Origin of the sequence: Novosphingobium sp. AP12, assembly GCF_000281975.1 — a bacterium.
Taxonomy (GTDB): domain Bacteria; phylum Pseudomonadota; class Alphaproteobacteria; order Sphingomonadales; family Sphingomonadaceae; genus Novosphingobium.
The window spans coordinates 1-14,409 of sequence record NZ_AKKE01000039.1; the positions used below are offsets into that span (position 1 = coordinate 1).

Sequence of the window (14,409 nt, forward strand, 5' to 3'; positions counted from 1 at the left end):
TTCGCCGCCAAAGCTGCATCGTTCCGAACAACCGCCAAACCGCTGATGTGAACCGCCACGGATCGGGAGCATAGCACAGGATGTCGATATCACTTGTCGGTATATCGAGGTTGAGCAGCGGCGTCCCGGCAATGTGGGGATCGAATTCCGCGAGAGTAGCGAGGAGATCCAGACTGTTGACAGTTTCGACGTACCCCGGCCTGCTGTCCGGCGCCTGGCCCCGCAAGGTATCGCCAGGCCAAGACGGACCGATCACCCGCGGCCTCCATACCATCTCGCATGGCTGCAGGTCATGGGTTCATCGCCGGGCTGCATTCCGCGAAGGAAGCATCGAGGCCAGCCCTGTTTCACCTCCTATTATCCGCGATTGTGTCGACGAAGCGGGAAACCTCCCTGGTCAGTTCGCGGTCTTCCGGTGTGTTCCCCATGAACCTGCCTTGTGGCATCGCTTCGAACACATGCAGTTCGGCTTTCACGCCGTGCCGACGCAGCGCGCGGTACATCCGGACCGTGTTGGACAGGAACAGGTCACGGGTGCCGGATTGCAGGAAAGTCGGCGAGATCGCCGAACAGCGGCGAGAGGTAAGGATGCGACAGCTCGGCCCCGGTGGCATACAGCACGTTGTTGCGCATCAGCGAGCCGGGCAGGACGACATCGACCATTCGGTTCACCTCGAAGTGTCACCGGATTCGGTCAGATCGACCTGGGGAGAGAGCAGGATCAACCCTGCCGGCATGGGAAGCCCCTCCGACTTTGCCCGCAGCAGCATGGCCGCCGCCAGATTTCCCCCCGCCGATCGCCCCCCGACTATGATGCGCGACGGGGAATGACGCTCCAGGACATGGCAATAGGCCGCCATCGCGTCATCCAGCGCTGCGGGATAGGGATGCTCGGGTGGCATCCTGTAATCCACGCCATAGGATACTGCCCCGTGCTGGTCCCTCCGCCGAACACCAGCGCGCCGCCATGGAAATCCAGATAGGCAAGGTCCGCCCGCAGCATGGTTTCGGGCGTGGCGACGTGGATGGTGGCGTCGCCGATCCGGATCGTCTCGACGCTCGATCGCAGCGTTCCGGCCAGTTGCTTCACGATCGTCGCATATTGCCCATCAGTCGCTGCCTTGATCGCCATCCAGCCGGCATAATCTTCCGGCGAGGGCATCGTGTATGACGCGTGGAGCGGCTCGCCATCCTCGCCCAAGAGGCGGGCAAGACCAGCTCGCGCTTCCGGGCTTATGGAAGAAGGGAATGGAACCAGGCGTGCCGGCACCGCCACGCTATGCTTGTGATCACTCATGGTCTTCTCCTGCTCCGCATCAGCATGCTTGCCGTCACGTCGCTCGACCTGGCTAGTCAGCTCGGATCGGCAGCTCCCTGTCCCAATACGGTGAGGGTCCAACGCGATCGACCAGCCGGTCGATGACACCCGGACCTTCGGCGCCAGTTCGCGCGCGCTTGGATAGATCGCCCAGAACGTCTGCGTCGACACCAGTGGATAGTTCGGCAACACCGGGACGAGCACGCCTGACCGAAGCTCTTCAGCCGCGCACCATGTGGCCATCAGAGCAATCTCCAGCGCCGCGCGTGCCGCATCGCGCACCGCTCCGCCATCGTTGATCCGCAGCATCGGGGTGACACGCTTGGCGATGTCCTTCCCACCGGAACCCGCGAAGGTCCACAGGTCGAGCGTGCCGACGACAAGGCAGGCATGTGCGTCGAGGTCATCGGGCGTGGTGGGAAGACCGCATCGGTCGAGATAATCGGGGGATGCGACTAACACACGGCGGTCGGGTGCGATCCGCCGTGCCACAAACGAGGAATCGCCAAGCTCGGCATAGCGGGGCCGAGCCTTGGCTTTGGGTACCCGACTTTGTCGGCAGAGGAATAATGAACTGCGGGCATTTAGGACTGGTAAGATTCGCTCGTGAAGAGTATCTTTACCATCAGCTGCCAGGGCAGATCACTTGCAACGCGCCATTCGCTCGTGGCCGAGCTGGCGCAGGATGTTGGTGAAGTCGCCATGGATGGCGCGGTGGGCCGTCATGCCGGCTCTACCCCTTTTACTCCATCCACAATTACGTTTTCAATGGTCCTATCAAGGCCCACAAGCCAACCGCCTACGGGAGAATCGTAATGGCTGTGGACCGCATGGATCGCGCGCTTCGAATTGCTAACATCGGGGTCATCACAGAGGCGCTGTTCGACAAAGCTACCGCAGCCGGGAATGTTGAGAAAGCTCGGCGCCTGGGGCAGCGACTGGTCAAGATAGACCATGCCATCTTCATTGAGGGGCTCGGCGACCCTCGTCGCTAAAAAGACCGGCTGCGACCAGTCAGGCGGCGCACGGGAGCCGCCTGGCTCCCATCCGCTGTGCCGGCGATACGCCCCCCATCCTCAATATAGCTTTCGGGTGCGCGCGACGCGCTGCGGGCTACATCGGTGCCTCCTGGGTTCGAGAGGTGTTGGGACCTCATGCTGCCTGCGCCTCCTCGCGCGAAAAGGCTCGCGCTGGCCGACGCTCGGAACACTCGCTCCCCTAAGGGTTTCCACTGATGTCGTCTCATCGCGCGCCCATCAGAGGCGCCTTCAACTTGGAGCATCGAATGATCCGCCACTTCAAACTAGGCGCTGCCCTGCTGCTCGTCGCCAGCTCGGGCCTTGCCGCCTGCATGGACGACGGCCCTGGCCGGAACCGGCCTCCTCGCCATGACCGGCATGATCGTCACGATCGCGACCGGGATCGCGGCGATCACCGCGGCGACCGACATGACCGTGACCGTGATCGCGGTAACTGGAATCGTCCGAACTAATCGAAACTGGATGAGGGCGGTAGTCAGCTTGACGCCGCCCTTTTTCGTGGGCGCACGGGTCATGAGGCTACGCCGAATAGTTCAAGCTGATCACGGTCATAGGTGCCGGCCAAGGCTGGTATTTGTGCGACCTCGCACTGCATAGCTGCGTGATTACACTTGTCGGAGGCGCTAGTCGAGTTCACAACTGCACTCTCCGGAGGAAATGAATAATGTCTTCCCGGCCGCTTACCCGCCTTAATCGCATCGCTCGTCTTGAAGCTCACACGACCGAGCAGTATGATTTCGCTCTCAAGCTGGCCGGACGAAGAGAGCCGAAGACCTTGGTCGCCGGCTTGTAATCTTTGACCACGCGATTTTTATTGAGTCGTTTAATATAGACAGCACCACCGGCTAGTTCGCATACACCCTTTGAGACACGGCGATCCAAGAAGAATACCGGTATCATAGAGGCCTACCTAGATTTTTACCGAGTATCGCCAGCACGTCCTGTAAAAGGTTTACAGGTGCGCTGACGGCCTTTTTGGCTGAGATAAATATAATGCCAGCTCTATTGAAACCCGCCTCGCCGTCTTAGAGCAAGCCGCCTCAGGGCCGAAGGTGCGTACTTCGCTCTTCACGACTTGATAGCGCAAATGCTTGCGCTCGTGCCGATCTCCGATCTCAAGACGATCGTGGCTTCTCTCACCGAGCATGCCGATGAACTGGACGAAGGGCTCGGCCCCACCGGGTAGCTGGCTACCGCAATGAAGTGGCATCCATTGCGGAAGAAGCCGCGCATGTTCGGGGGGACGCGCAAGGGCTGGGGCTTAGCTTCGATGACCTTCTCCACCAGCAAGGACAGCATCGGCCCGATCCGGCTTACCTCCTGCCGGATTTTCGCCAGCGTCCATTCGCCGTAGCACCGAAGGCTGGAGGGCATGTGCTCCGGGACTGTGGTGTGCCGGCCACTGCCGCTGCTGCGCAGGTGCACAGCAATGCGCTCGCCTCCCAGGAAGATCTCGACAGTGCTGGCAGTGAACCGGGCTTCGACCTCGCGGCGCGCGAAGCGGTGCGGAGCGGAGTAATGATGTCGCTCGACCGCGATATGGTAATCGAGCCCGACGCGGCAGCGGCGTCATTCGGCATGAACCCACGGCTCTGCCGGCAACGGCTTGAGGTTTGGAACATCGACTTCGTTGAACAACTGGCGGCGCGTCTTGCCAAACTGGCGCAGCACGCGTCGGTCATTGAGATCGGCAAGGCATTCGGCGATCGCCGCGTTGACCTCCGCGGGGCTGTAGAAGATTCGGTTGCGTAAGCAGCCTCATAGCCAGCGCTCGACGATACCGACGCAGGCTTCGACCTTGGCCTTGTCCCGCAGCTTGCGCGGCCGCGTCGGCAGGATCGCCGTACCGTAATGCCGCGCCATGTCGGTGTAGCTGCGGTTCACCTGAGGATCGAAGTGACAGGCCTTGATCACCGCCACCTTGGCGTTGTCGGGCACTAGCAACTCGGGAACGCCACGGAAGAAGGCGAAGGCGGCATTGTTGCCCGCGATCCAGTCGTGGAACTGTTCAGTCCACGTCGCCAGCGCAAACGACAGGCTCAATCCGCCCATTACGGCAACGAAGATGTGGGCACCGCGGACTTCCCCGGTCCTGCGGTCCACTACGACCGGCACCGTGTCGCCAGCGTAGTCGAGGAACAGCTTTTCGCCTCCGGCATGGCTCTGGCGCATGACCAGCGGCAAGCGGCCTTCCCACCGGCGGAACAGATCGCAGAACCGGCTATAGCGATATCCGTCCGGATGCTCGGCCCGGTACTCCTTCCAGAGCAACTGCAGCGTCACGTGTTTGCGCTTCAGTTCACGCGCTACCACCGGCCAGTCCGGCTCGGGAAGCTTACGCCGCTCAGGTTTGACGCCGGAGACGCCATATAGGCGTCCCTCCAGATCAATGTTGCTAATCTCGGATGGAACCGGCCATGCCAATCCCGAGCGATCGAACCGCACGACCATGTCGCGCACTGTAGAACGAGCAAGGCCAGTCAGCCGGGCGATCTCGCGCATCGGGACACAAGCCTTCCGATGCATTCTCATTACTTCACGCACATGGCGCATCTTCGGCCTCCTCGTCGGCATCTCCATCCTCCGGCTGCTGTGCCGATAGGATGGACCCAACGATCGGGCTTCTCACTCCCTCCCGTGTGGCCGGGAATTCTTCGGAATGGTGGCCGGCATCATCTCGGAATCGAGGCCGGGATCAAATCGGAATGGTGGCCGGGATGACCCCGGAATCCGTACTGATCTCCAAGGTTGGCCTCATGATCGCCATGAAGCCCCGGTTCTCGGGCACCGACGTGATGACCCTCCATGCGCAAAGGCCGCCGGGGGCGCAGCTGGTATCGACAACGAGCGAGGAAGCGGTCAGCATTCAGTACGAGAAGACCGTCATAGTCCCCCGACCCGAAGGACATCGCTGCTGTGACCGAGGGCAAGCCAATGCCCGGCCCCGACATCCTCACCGACCCGCCGCCGGCGCTACGACAGCGTCATCGAGGGTTGGGCTGACCGCGTCCGAGCCGCTGGCATTCGCCTATGCCGCTTCTATGAGCGGACCGGCATGCCCGGCCTGACATGCTCCGATCCAAAGTAGCGGCTATTCCGGGCCCATAGGGCGCCATTGTCTGTGCGCTCGCCTGTAGATGGGCAGCGCGCACCCCTTGCAGTGACCGACGTAGTGAAGTCCGTCCCATGTAACCCGGCTCCGCTCAGGCTCGTGCCGGCCGAGCGCGCATCGAATTGCTTGAGGCAGAATCTGCATCCAGAAATCTCACCATCCAACGATGAACGGAATGTGACGAAAATTGCCGGCCGGGACAAGTCGTGTGCCGTCTCAGTCAAGGATTGGAGAAGCATCTAATGACCGCCACCCCACCCGCATCGGGTTCGTGATCGAGCCCTATCGTCGCGCCGTGTCGGAGACGCCGGCCGCCGCCGCGCGTCACGGAAACCTCGCACGCGAGAGCTCCGACCGATCGAGACGTACTTCGCCGCGCTCCCCAACGCCCAGGCCCACGCAGATGAGCGGCAGGCCCTGCCCTCGTCCGATCGACGCCGCTTCAGCGTGCCCGTGGCGGATGTCGGGGCCGTGGCCGACCTGCTCGACAGCGATGAAGTGCTGACCGCGCGCTACATTGACACCGAGCCCAACATCGCCCAGCCGGTCGTCGTCACCGAGATTGTCGTCGATGCCGAAGCGCAGAGCGCACTGATTAAGGTCTGGGGCTGAACATGCCGGCAGTCGAGATACCCGTCTTCGTCGACCCGCTGTACCTCGGCGACGTCGTGGTCAGCACGGCGCAGGCGGGGCACTCCGCTTCCAGCCTCAATCGGCTCGAGCCCATGAGCCTGACCTGGCGCACCACAGGCTCAGGCGCGATCTGAGCCCGCCGGCAATTCGATGGCGAGCTGCTGGTCGACTTTCTTACGATCGTCGCAGCCAACGCCCAGGCGGGCACCGGTTGCCGCCTTCGACTTGGCGCCACCCAGGGGCAAGTTGATGGCGCCGCACCTTACGACAGCGGAGGCCTGTCCTTCATCTCACCGGCGATCACGCGGGCGGACGACCTCTACCATTCCCATCTTCGCCTGCCGGCGCCCGTCGCCGCGACGTGGTGGGGCATCGACATCACCGGTCACACCGGCCCATTTGACGCAGGCGGGATCGTGCTCGGCAAGGCCATCGAGCCCAGCCCCTTCTACGACAAGGACGTCGAGCGCGGGATGGACGACCTCGGGTCGGTCAAGATCAACCGGTTCGGCGTGCCTGATGCCGTGGCGGGCGTGAATCTGAGGACCCTACTGTTCACGCTGTCATGGCTGAACGAGGCAGAATACGAGGACACCTTCAGGCCGCTCGCTGATTTGACGCGATCCGAGCCGGCATGCGGAGGCGCTGGTACGGCCATCCGACCCTTCTTGGTCGCAGGGCTCAGTGACTTTGCGAAGAGCCATAACAGCACAGCGGTGACGGCAACGATGAACGCGAGGATTAGCTGTGCGACCACGCCGGGCTTTTGGTTCTTACCGCGCTTCACGTTTGCGTCCCTGCTTTCCGACTCTGGCGACCGTATGAAGCCAAGGCCGGTCGAGACAACTCAGTTTCAACAATAGATTAAGGGTTAAACAGCTCGGCGCCTGGGTTGGACGCCGGGGCGGGCGCGGCGATTCCTACAGTCGCCGCGCCCGCATCTATGGTCTGCATGGGAGAACACGAGGCCGTAGATTTTCGACGGAATGCTATTTCAAGAACATTGATCCCACCAGCAGGATCGGCACCCACAGCATGCCATTCATAACCAGGATCCAGCCCAGCCGTCGCTGGGGCCGCCTATTTGTCGTGGCGCGGTGATAGTGGATTGGTATCACATTGTCAGAGGTGAGGATCATGCTTCCACCCTTGGCGAGTTGCTTCACAAGCATGACGCCGATGGCCGTGATTTTATCCGCACAGAAAGAACCGGACCTTCAAAATCGCAGCCGATCCGGCACGAACGCGAACCGTCTGCAAAGTTGCGGGCGCGGTAGGGGGCGCACTCCACCACGCCCGCTTACCGCCGAAAGAAAGCTGCCCCTGTCCTTTCTCGGCGATAAACAGTTCCGAGAGAAGTCGGGCAAGTTAAGGCAGTTCCGATATCCATGATCGCTATCCATGGAACTACGCATGTCGTCAGCGCAGCTTTACGCGGAACTGCTGTAATGGCATTTTTGCCGGACCCTGGTGTGTACTCGGAGCGGCAAGAGGTGAGCGCCTCAGTCCTGAACGCTCGCTTCTCGCCTTATCTCATCGATGAGGGTGATTTGCTCGGATCGTTTCGGCTTCCTGGTTACTTGCGGTTTGCGCAGCCTGACGCGGTACCCAGACGAATATCGACGGGCTATCAATTGAAGGGCGGTACACCTCTCCATCAAAAAGTGACGGGGGCTCACCCACTCTCCACGGCGAGTAACCGTGCAAGCATTTCACCATGACGACTTCATCCAGACCTCGCCATGAAAGCTCGATCCCGTCGCACGGACCTCCATGCAATAAGATCATCTCATGAAACACCTGAAATCCTTTTCAGCAATTGCCTTCATCAGATTTCAAACTTTGAATAATCAGCGTCGTTCCACGGTTGGTCTTGTTTCAGGAGTGCTCAGCGCGGCGTAGGCCATGCCCCCCCAGCATCGCGCAGATCCGAGCCGCTAACCGAATGGCTCCGCTCATCCCAACAAAGCCTCGCCAGCTTTCCCCATCGCTTCGGTAGGAGTGCGAATCGCCGCAAAAACGGCGCGTGCCTCACGCAGGTATCTCTAGCTTGGCGCAGGGCTGCTCGAGCACGATCACTTTGTATGAAACAGGCGCTTCAGGCTGCTCCGGCCTGATCGCGACCTCGGAAAACTGGGCCGACGCTCGCGGCCTCTCGGACGCCACATCCACCGACATCCGCCGCCACTTGTAGAAGCGAAACGTCAACATCTGCGGCGCGGGCGACGTCTGCAATCGACGCGCCGGACGCCATTGAGGCCTCCACCAGCGCAAGCTTCTAATCCAAACTCCACCGCCGCCCCCTCTGCGCGCCGGAAAACACCGTCACCTGACCCACTTCACATCCCGTAGGCATGTGGCAAACCTCAGTGCTTGCCACATGCCTAACCTCGCAGGACCCGCCGATCAGCGACAGAGGGCCTTCGCCGGGATAGAGCAACCTCACGTATGGAAATTGATTCGGGTGGGAATCATGCATCCCGGCATTCCCATTTGATGTAGGCTTTGTTGTCGCAGGCCCATGTTTCGTCGATTTCGACGAGAACGGCGGAGACGAGGCACAGGAGCGCCTCGTCGTTGGGGAAGACCCTGACCTTGACGGTGCAGCGCTTGAGTTCCTGCTGGACGGCGCGCTCGATCGGGTTCGAGGTGCGCAGGCGCCGGCGGTGGTGATCAGGCAGGGCGAAGACAGCCAGGCCTTCGGGGATGGCGTTTTCGAGCCACGTGGCGAGCTTGGGCGCGGTTTTGCTATAGCCGGTGACTAGCTCGTCGAGCGCGGCCTGTGCCTTTGCCAGCGAGCCGGCGTTCCAGACGCTGCGCAGTTCTGAGCCGATGCGAGCGCGGATGGCGACGTTGGGAGCGTATGAATAGCATTGGCGGCGAGGTGGAACTGGCAGCGCTGCCAGGTGGCCGACCCGAGTACCGCCCGGCGAGCAGCGCGCAGGCCTGCATGATCATCCGACACGATGAATTCGACGCCTCGCATGCCGCGCGCGACCAGGTCATCGAGGAAGCCGCGCCAGTGGACCTCGGCCTCCGACAGGGCGACGCGAAACCTTCGACGTTGCGAACGCGAGAAGCTTATTTTGGTCGCCTGTTGCCCAAACTCTTCGGCGGGTCGCCGACGATTTTCCATAGCGGTTAGATCTATTGAGCATCGACTTTCGAGAAACAGGTCATTCGCGATTATGCACGGATGCATTTAGATGCCGCTCTGCACCGCTGCGATCAGCGCGACCAAAGCCGGCGGGCTTTGTCTCCGGCTCGGATGATAGAGGTAATAGCCAGGCAGCATCGGACACCAATCCTCTAGTACCCGCACCAGCCTGCCGGCCTGGATGTCATCTTCGGCATCATCATCGTAGAGATAGGCCATTCCCATACCAGCGATCGCGGATGCCCGCATCAGATCTGTATCGTTGAAGACCAACGATCCCCGGACTCGCACATCCAGCGGACGGCCATCCTCCTCGAACTCCCAGGCATAAAGACCGCCTGTCTTGACCAAACGGTATGCGATGCAATCATGGCGGCCGAGATCGTGGGGGCTTACGGGTGGCGGATTGGCTGCAAAGTAGGCGGGCGAGCCGACGACCGCACGGCGCCTGTCCGGTCCGATCCTAACGGCAATCATGTCCTTTTCAATAATGTTACCAAACCGAATGCCGGCATCGAAGCGGTTGGCAACGATATCGGTCAGATTGTCGTCGACGATCATCTCGACGGTGACGTTCGGATGGGAGGCCAGGAAGGCTGGCAGCACTGGCAGGATGACCGCGGTAATGGCATTCTTGGTCGCGGTGATGCGAAGCGGACCGGACGCAGCGGCCCCGAACGCGCCAACCTGCGCGAGACCTGACGCGATGTCCTCCAGCGCCGGGCGTAGCGAGCGAAGCAGGATTTCGCCTGCCTCGGTTGTCGATACCGACCGGGTCGTGCGCGCCAGCAAGCGCACCTTCAGCCGCTCTTCCAGCCCTCGCATCGCATGGCTCAGAGCCGACTGCGACATGCCGAGCGTCGATGCCGCACGCGTGAAACTGCCTTCGCGCGCAACCACTTCGAATGCTGCAAGATCATTCAGTTCGCTACGTCGCATATATGCAAATCTCACATAAACCTAAGCGATCATAGGCGTCTACTCACATAGGTCCAGCAGTCTATCTTGATGGGCAAGTTGCTCGCGCCCGGGCAACGATCATGGACGGACCTTTACGATGACCAATCCCTTGTTCGAACCGCTCAAGTTGAGCGCAGGCCTGAACCTCAAAAATCGCATCGTCATGGCCCCCATGACGACATGGTCAGCGAACGACGACGCCACAGTCTCGGATGAGGAAGACAGTTATTACCGAGCCCGCGTCGGCGGTGTCGGTCTCGTCATTACCGGCTGCAGCCATGTGACCCCCAACGGGATCGGCTTCACTGACGAGTTCGCATCCTACGACGACCATTTTCTGCCGAGCCTGGCTCGTCTTGCCGATGCGGCCAAGAGCGGTGGTGCCCCGGCAATCCTTCAAATTTTCCACGCCGGCAATAAGGCGTTGCCCACCCTCGTGCCGGATGGCGATGTCGTGAGCGCGAGTGCTGGATTGATCGAGGCCGGCGCCTTTGTGCCGGGCGGCACACAAGTACGTGCGCTTTCGTCTCTCGAGATCGCAGACATCATCACGGCTTTCGGTGATGCGACGCGCAGGGCGATACTGGCAGGCTTCGACGGGATCGAGTTGCATGGCGCCCATGGTTTCCTGATCCAGAACTTCCTGTCGCCGCGCTCCAACCAGCGAACCGATGAGTGGGGCGGATCGCTGGAAAATCGTATGCGCTTCCCTCTCGCTGTCGTTGCCGAAGTCCGCCGGGTTATCAGCGCCGAAGCGGGACGACCGTTCGCGCTCGGCTATCGTATTTCTCCCGAAGAGCCAGGCGACGGCGGTCTGCGCGTCGATGAGAGCCTCATCCTTGTCGACCGGCTCATCGATGCGGGCGCCGACTATGTTCATGCCTCACTCGCAAGCCTGCTGGAGGATCGGCCGCTCGAAGATGCCGACGGCGTTACGATGGTGGAGCATCTCCTTGCACGCATCGACGGGCGGATTCCGCTCGTTGCAGCCGGGCAGGTGCGGACGCCGGCACAGGCCGTGCAGGCTCGTACAATGGGCTTGCCACTGGTTGCCGTGGGTCAGGCGCTTGTGATGAATCCCGATTGGGTGGATGCAGCCGAGGCGGAGGCCGATAGCTCGGTGACGACCACCCTCGACCTGTCCCGCGCGGCCGAGCTTGCGATCCCGGCTAAGCTCCACGCCGTCATCGCGAACATGCCCGGATGGTTTGCGCTGTCCGATGAACGGCCGCTTGCGCCGGCGGCATCCTGAGCCTGCCCGGCGGATACACACGGAGCCTCGATCATGGTCCACAACCAGACATCCAGCGCGCCTGCGTCGCGCGCCGACATCACGCTCTCCTTTGCCGAAACAGTGCGGGCGCGGCGATCCTTTCGGGCATTCAAGCCGGAGCCGGTCGCAGACGGTCTCATGCGCGATCTTCTTCTGGATGCCCAGCAGGCCCCGTCCAACTGCAACACGCAGCCGTGGAACATGCACGTTGTCAGTGGCGCAAAGCGGGACGAGCTTTCCCGCGCGCTGCACGCGGCCAATGACGCCCGCCGCCTGACGCCCGATTTCAACTGGGATGAAGGCGGGTTTCGTGGGCGCTATGATGAGCGTCGGCGTGAACAGGGTGCGATCTACTACAGCAATCTCGGGGTGACGCGGGATGATCACGAGGCACGCGCCCGCGCGGCTTCGGTCAACTTCTCGTTCTTCGGCGCCCCGCATGTCGCCCTGCTGTTCATGCCTCTTGTTGGCGATGGTGTCCGTGTCGCGGGCGATCTGGGCATGTACGGCCAGACCTTCCTGCTCGCGCTCGCATCCCGCAAGCTGGGCGGCGTGCCGCAGACGGTGCTCGGGCTTTACGCCCAGACGGTTCGCGATGTGCTCGGCATCTGCGACGACCTCAAGCTCCTCTACGGCATTTCGTTCGGCCACCCCGACGAGACCGCACCCGCCAACAGGGTTCGAATGGGCCGGGATGATCTGGGCCAGAGCGTCACCTTCCACACCTGATCGCCGCACCCGAGCGGCCCACCATCTGGTCCGAGTGAACAAAATGGAATTGCCATGAGCCGGAATTTCGAACGCAGCGACGCACTCGCGACACGCGGCGATGAAGGAAGCGGGGATCGAGCCAGCGTGGACCGCCGCGGTTTTCTTGGCGCCGCTTTGATCGGTGCTGCCGTTCCCCTCGCGCCATCCTGGGCTACCCCAACTGGCAGGCCCACCCCATCTCTCGCAACAGGACATCACCCCATGAAGACACGTAAACTCGGCACGCTCGAAGTCTCGGAACTCGGGTCGGGCTGCATGAACATGAGCGGCAACTACAACCCGCCCGCAGATGTCCCGCAGTGCATTCGCACGATCCGCACTGCAGCCGAGAACGGCGTGACCTTCTTCGACACCGCCGAGGTCTATGGTCCCTACATCAACGAGGAACTGGTCGGACAGGCGCTGGAGCCCATCCGGGATCAGGTGAAGATCGCGAGCAAGTTCGGTTTTGCGATTGACGGTACGATCGCGCTGAACAGCCGCCCCGAACATATCCGCATCGTTGTCGAGCAGTCGCTGAAGCGCCTGCGGACCGATCGCATCGATCTTTACTACCAGCATCGCATCGATCCGGCCGTGCCGGTCGAAGAGGTCGCGGGCGCCGTCAAGGATCTGATCGCCCAGGGCAAGGTGCTGCATTTCGGCCTCTCCGAAGCCAGCGCGGCATCGATCCGCCGCGCGCATGCCGTGCAAACGGTCAGTGCGGTTCAGAGCGAATATTCCCTGTGGACGCGCAACGCCGAACTGAACGGCGTGCTCGACACCTGCAAGGAACTGGGTATCGGGTTCGTGCCTTGGGCACCGGTGGGCGAAGGCTTCCTCACGGGCAAGTACGACACCACGACGCAATATGTAGAAGCCGATTTCCGGGGGGGGGTCCCGCGCTTCTCGAAGCAGTTCATGGCGCTGAACATGCCGATCATCGAGTGGCTCAAGAACTATGCGCAGACGAAGGGCGCGACGCCTTCGCAGATCGCGCTCGCCTGGCTGCTTGCAAAGGGACCCAACATTGTTCCTATCCCTGGTACCCGCAAGGAGGTGCACCTCCTCGAAAATCTAGGTGCGGCGAAGCTGAACCTGACCGACGCTGATGTGCAGGCCATCGACACCTCGCTCTCCAAGTTCCCCGTCTACGGCGACCGGATGGGCGCGGCTCATATGAGCCAGATCGACTACACCGTCTAAGCAGCTGCGGCACAAACTAGCGCTCGGCACCCATCCGAATAGGAATGAAATCATGAACCCAACCTATGACTTCACAGCGCAACAGGATCGTTCATGGCCAGCGATACGCCCAACAGATTGGGCATCTATCTTCGTGATCGCCGTGCTCGGCTTGATCCTGCGGCTTTTGGCTTCGGCGGTGGCCGCAGGCGTACGCCCGGACTGCGCCGCGAAGAAGTCGCGAGCCGAGCGAACATCAGCCCGACCTGGTACACCTGGCTGGAGCAAGGTCGTGGGGGCGCTCCTTCACCTGATGTGCTCGATCGGATCGCCAAGGGACTTATGCTGACCGAACCTGAGCGAGAACATCTGTATATGCTGGGTCTTGGGCGCCCGCCGGAGGCCCGTTATCGGCCTGTCGACGGAATTACGCCGCGACTGCAACGCGTGCTCGATGGAATGCCGTTCAGTCCGGCGATCATCAAGAACGCCATCTGGGATGTAATCGGTTGGAACCAAGCCGCAGCGGCGCTGCTTACCGACTATTCGCTGCTGCCGCGGGACCAGCGCAATATTCTGCGGCTGATGTTCACAAACGGCAAAGGCCGAAGTCGCAACGAGGATTGGGACAGCGTTGCGCGGTTCGTAGTCGGAGCCTTTCGGGCTGACATGGCGAGGGCTGGTGCACAGGGCAGCGTGGAAGCCGCCAGCCTCATCGACGAACTGAGCCGGCTGAGCCCGGAATTCGAACGGCTGTGGAAGGATAATGAAATCGTCGCTCACACTGAGGGCGTGAAGCAGATCCGCCATCCGGCGGCAGGGCTTGTGAAGCTCGAATTTTCGTCTTTTGCCGTCGAAGGCAGTCCAGAGCTTGGGATGATCGTCTATAATCCAGCGACTCGGACTGACACAGAAAAAGTTCGTGCGCTCGTGGATGCCGGAAAGGGATAACGACCCACGGTCACGTCCGTCAATGTGGTG

At 61.5% G+C, this 14,409-nt stretch carries 19 protein-coding genes; 8 read left to right on the forward strand and 11 right to left on the reverse strand.

From position 1 onward, the window contains the following. From PMI02_RS07665 to PMI02_RS07685, 7 genes are all read right to left on the reverse strand, one after another. The coding region (locus PMI02_RS07665) for a DUF4269 domain-containing protein (protein ID WP_007681120.1) at positions 1-256 on the reverse strand (256 nt) is incomplete at its 3' end. Positions 257-347: 91 nt separating this feature from the next. Next, positions 348-503: a hypothetical protein gene (locus PMI02_RS27900; RefSeq protein ID WP_238539022.1), complete on the reverse strand. Its 156-nt coding sequence runs from the start codon at positions 501-503 to the stop codon at positions 348-350. 25 nt (positions 504-528) lie between these two features. Then, a complete protein-coding gene (locus tag PMI02_RS27905) occupies positions 529-663 on the reverse strand; it encodes a hypothetical protein (protein ID WP_007681121.1) in 135 nt (44 codons plus the stop codon). A gap of 5 nt (positions 664-668) precedes the next feature. Then, a complete protein-coding gene (locus PMI02_RS27910) occupies positions 669-902 on the reverse strand; it encodes an alpha/beta hydrolase fold domain-containing protein (RefSeq protein WP_238539023.1) in 234 nt (77 codons plus the stop codon). Then, positions 809-1,954 (reverse strand): substrate binding domain-containing protein, encoded by a 1,146-nt coding sequence (locus tag PMI02_RS27915; RefSeq protein WP_369751213.1) that lies wholly within the window; start codon positions 1,952-1,954, stop codon positions 809-811. Before PMI02_RS27915 ends, PMI02_RS27910 begins: the two co-directional genes overlap by 94 nt. A gap of 86 nt (positions 1,955-2,040) precedes the next feature. Beyond that, positions 2,041-2,274, reverse strand: a complete 234-nt coding sequence (locus PMI02_RS27005; protein WP_157222427.1) for a hypothetical protein — start codon at positions 2,272-2,274, stop codon at positions 2,041-2,043. Positions 2,275-2,621: 347 nt separating this feature from the next. Beyond that, positions 2,622-2,873 (reverse strand): hypothetical protein, encoded by a 252-nt coding sequence (locus PMI02_RS07685; protein ID WP_007681128.1) that lies wholly within the window; start codon positions 2,871-2,873, stop codon positions 2,622-2,624. 688 nt (positions 2,874-3,561) lie between these two features. Between PMI02_RS07685 and PMI02_RS25820 the strand changes: the two genes are divergently transcribed. Then, positions 3,562-4,110 (forward strand): hypothetical protein, encoded by a 549-nt coding sequence (locus PMI02_RS25820; RefSeq protein ID WP_157222428.1) that lies wholly within the window; start codon positions 3,562-3,564, stop codon positions 4,108-4,110. 6 nt (positions 4,111-4,116) lie between these two features. Here PMI02_RS25820 and istA read toward each other — a convergent pair whose 3' ends face one another. Beyond that, the gene (gene istA, locus PMI02_RS25825) at positions 4,117-4,938 is read right to left on the reverse strand and encodes an IS21 family transposase (protein ID WP_081496650.1); all 822 of its coding nucleotides are present in this window, start codon (positions 4,936-4,938) and stop codon (positions 4,117-4,119) included. Between the two features lie 985 nt (positions 4,939-5,923). Between istA and PMI02_RS27010 the strand changes: the two genes are divergently transcribed. From PMI02_RS27010 to PMI02_RS07695, 3 genes are all read left to right on the forward strand, one after another. After that, the gene (locus tag PMI02_RS27010; protein WP_157222429.1) at positions 5,924-6,082 is read left to right on the forward strand and encodes a hypothetical protein; all 159 of its coding nucleotides are present in this window, start codon (positions 5,924-5,926) and stop codon (positions 6,080-6,082) included. Positions 6,083-6,084: 2 nt separating this feature from the next. Next, on the forward strand, positions 6,085-6,237 hold the full coding sequence (locus PMI02_RS27015; protein ID WP_007681138.1) for a hypothetical protein: 153 nt from the start codon (positions 6,085-6,087) through the stop codon (positions 6,235-6,237). A gap of 282 nt (positions 6,238-6,519) precedes the next feature. After that, entirely contained in the window at positions 6,520-6,966 is a 447-nt protein-coding gene (locus PMI02_RS07695; RefSeq protein ID WP_007681140.1) for a hypothetical protein, read from the forward strand. Positions 6,967-8,574: 1,608 nt separating this feature from the next. On the opposite strand, the gene PMI02_RS28350 is transcribed toward PMI02_RS07695, so the two are convergent. The 3 genes from PMI02_RS28350 to PMI02_RS07715 are packed head-to-tail and all read right to left on the reverse strand — an operon-like array spanning position 8,575 to position 10,199. Continuing rightward, the gene (locus PMI02_RS28350; protein WP_369751214.1) at positions 8,575-8,949 is read right to left on the reverse strand and encodes a transposase; all 375 of its coding nucleotides are present in this window, start codon (positions 8,947-8,949) and stop codon (positions 8,575-8,577) included. Then, on the reverse strand, positions 8,865-9,305 hold the full coding sequence (locus PMI02_RS28355; protein WP_369751212.1) for a transposase: 441 nt from the start codon (positions 9,303-9,305) through the stop codon (positions 8,865-8,867). The genes PMI02_RS28350 and PMI02_RS28355 overlap by 85 nt, the downstream gene beginning before the upstream one ends. Further along, complete coding sequence (locus PMI02_RS07715; RefSeq protein WP_007681144.1) at positions 9,306-10,199, reverse strand: LysR family transcriptional regulator; 894 nt, start codon at positions 10,197-10,199, stop codon at positions 9,306-9,308. A gap of 118 nt (positions 10,200-10,317) precedes the next feature. Here PMI02_RS07715 and PMI02_RS07720 point away from each other — a divergent pair, with 118 nt between their 5' ends. From PMI02_RS07720 to PMI02_RS07735, 4 genes are all read left to right on the forward strand, one after another. Then, positions 10,318-11,472 carry an NADH-dependent flavin oxidoreductase gene (locus PMI02_RS07720; RefSeq protein ID WP_007681146.1) on the forward strand — a complete coding sequence of 385 codons (1,155 nt, stop codon included), beginning with the start codon at positions 10,318-10,320 and terminating at the stop codon, positions 11,470-11,472. A 33-nt stretch (positions 11,473-11,505) separates the two neighbouring features. After that, positions 11,506-12,222 (forward strand): nitroreductase, encoded by a 717-nt coding sequence (locus PMI02_RS07725; RefSeq protein ID WP_007681149.1) that lies wholly within the window; start codon positions 11,506-11,508, stop codon positions 12,220-12,222. 243 nt (positions 12,223-12,465) lie between these two features. Continuing rightward, positions 12,466-13,449 (forward strand): aldo/keto reductase, encoded by a 984-nt coding sequence (locus PMI02_RS07730; RefSeq protein ID WP_007681152.1) that lies wholly within the window; start codon positions 12,466-12,468, stop codon positions 13,447-13,449. A 93-nt stretch (positions 13,450-13,542) separates the two neighbouring features. Continuing rightward, positions 13,543-14,379 (forward strand): helix-turn-helix transcriptional regulator, encoded by an 837-nt coding sequence (locus PMI02_RS07735; protein WP_007681161.1) that lies wholly within the window; start codon positions 13,543-13,545, stop codon positions 14,377-14,379. The last annotated feature ends 30 nt before the right edge of the window (positions 14,380-14,409 follow it).

Excerpts from the sequence above, each read along its gene's own strand:
- PMI02_RS27015 (WP_007681138.1), top strand. The coding sequence starts at position 6,085 with ATGCCGGCAGTCGAGATACCCGTCTTCGTCGACCCGCTGTACCTCGGC.
- PMI02_RS07730 (WP_007681152.1), top strand. The coding sequence starts at position 12,466 with ATGAAGACACGTAAACTCGGCACGCTCGAAGTCTCGGAACTCGGGTCG.
- istA (WP_081496650.1), bottom strand. The coding sequence starts at position 4,938 with ATGGAGATGCCGACGAGGAGGCCGAAGATGCGCCATGTGCGTGAAGTA.
- PMI02_RS07735 (WP_007681161.1), top strand. The coding sequence starts at position 13,543 with ATGGCCAGCGATACGCCCAACAGATTGGGCATCTATCTTCGTGATCGC.
- PMI02_RS27005 (WP_157222427.1), bottom strand. The coding sequence starts at position 2,274 with ATGGTCTATCTTGACCAGTCGCTGCCCCAGGCGCCGAGCTTTCTCAAC.
- PMI02_RS27910 (WP_238539023.1), bottom strand. The coding sequence starts at position 902 with ATGCCACCCGAGCATCCCTATCCCGCAGCGCTGGATGACGCGATGGCG.
- PMI02_RS07725 (WP_007681149.1), top strand. The coding sequence starts at position 11,506 with ATGGTCCACAACCAGACATCCAGCGCGCCTGCGTCGCGCGCCGACATC.
- PMI02_RS28355 (WP_369751212.1), bottom strand. The coding sequence starts at position 9,305 with ATGCATCCGTGCATAATCGCGAATGACCTGTTTCTCGAAAGTCGATGC.
- PMI02_RS07685 (WP_007681128.1), bottom strand. The coding sequence starts at position 2,873 with ATGACCCGTGCGCCCACGAAAAAGGGCGGCGTCAAGCTGACTACCGCC.
- PMI02_RS07715 (WP_007681144.1), bottom strand. The coding sequence starts at position 10,199 with ATGCGACGTAGCGAACTGAATGATCTTGCAGCATTCGAAGTGGTTGCG.
- PMI02_RS07720 (WP_007681146.1), top strand. The coding sequence starts at position 10,318 with ATGACCAATCCCTTGTTCGAACCGCTCAAGTTGAGCGCAGGCCTGAAC.
- PMI02_RS27900 (WP_238539022.1), bottom strand. The coding sequence starts at position 503 with ATGTACCGCGCGCTGCGTCGGCACGGCGTGAAAGCCGAACTGCATGTG.
- PMI02_RS27905 (WP_007681121.1), bottom strand. The coding sequence starts at position 663 with ATGGTCGATGTCGTCCTGCCCGGCTCGCTGATGCGCAACAACGTGCTG.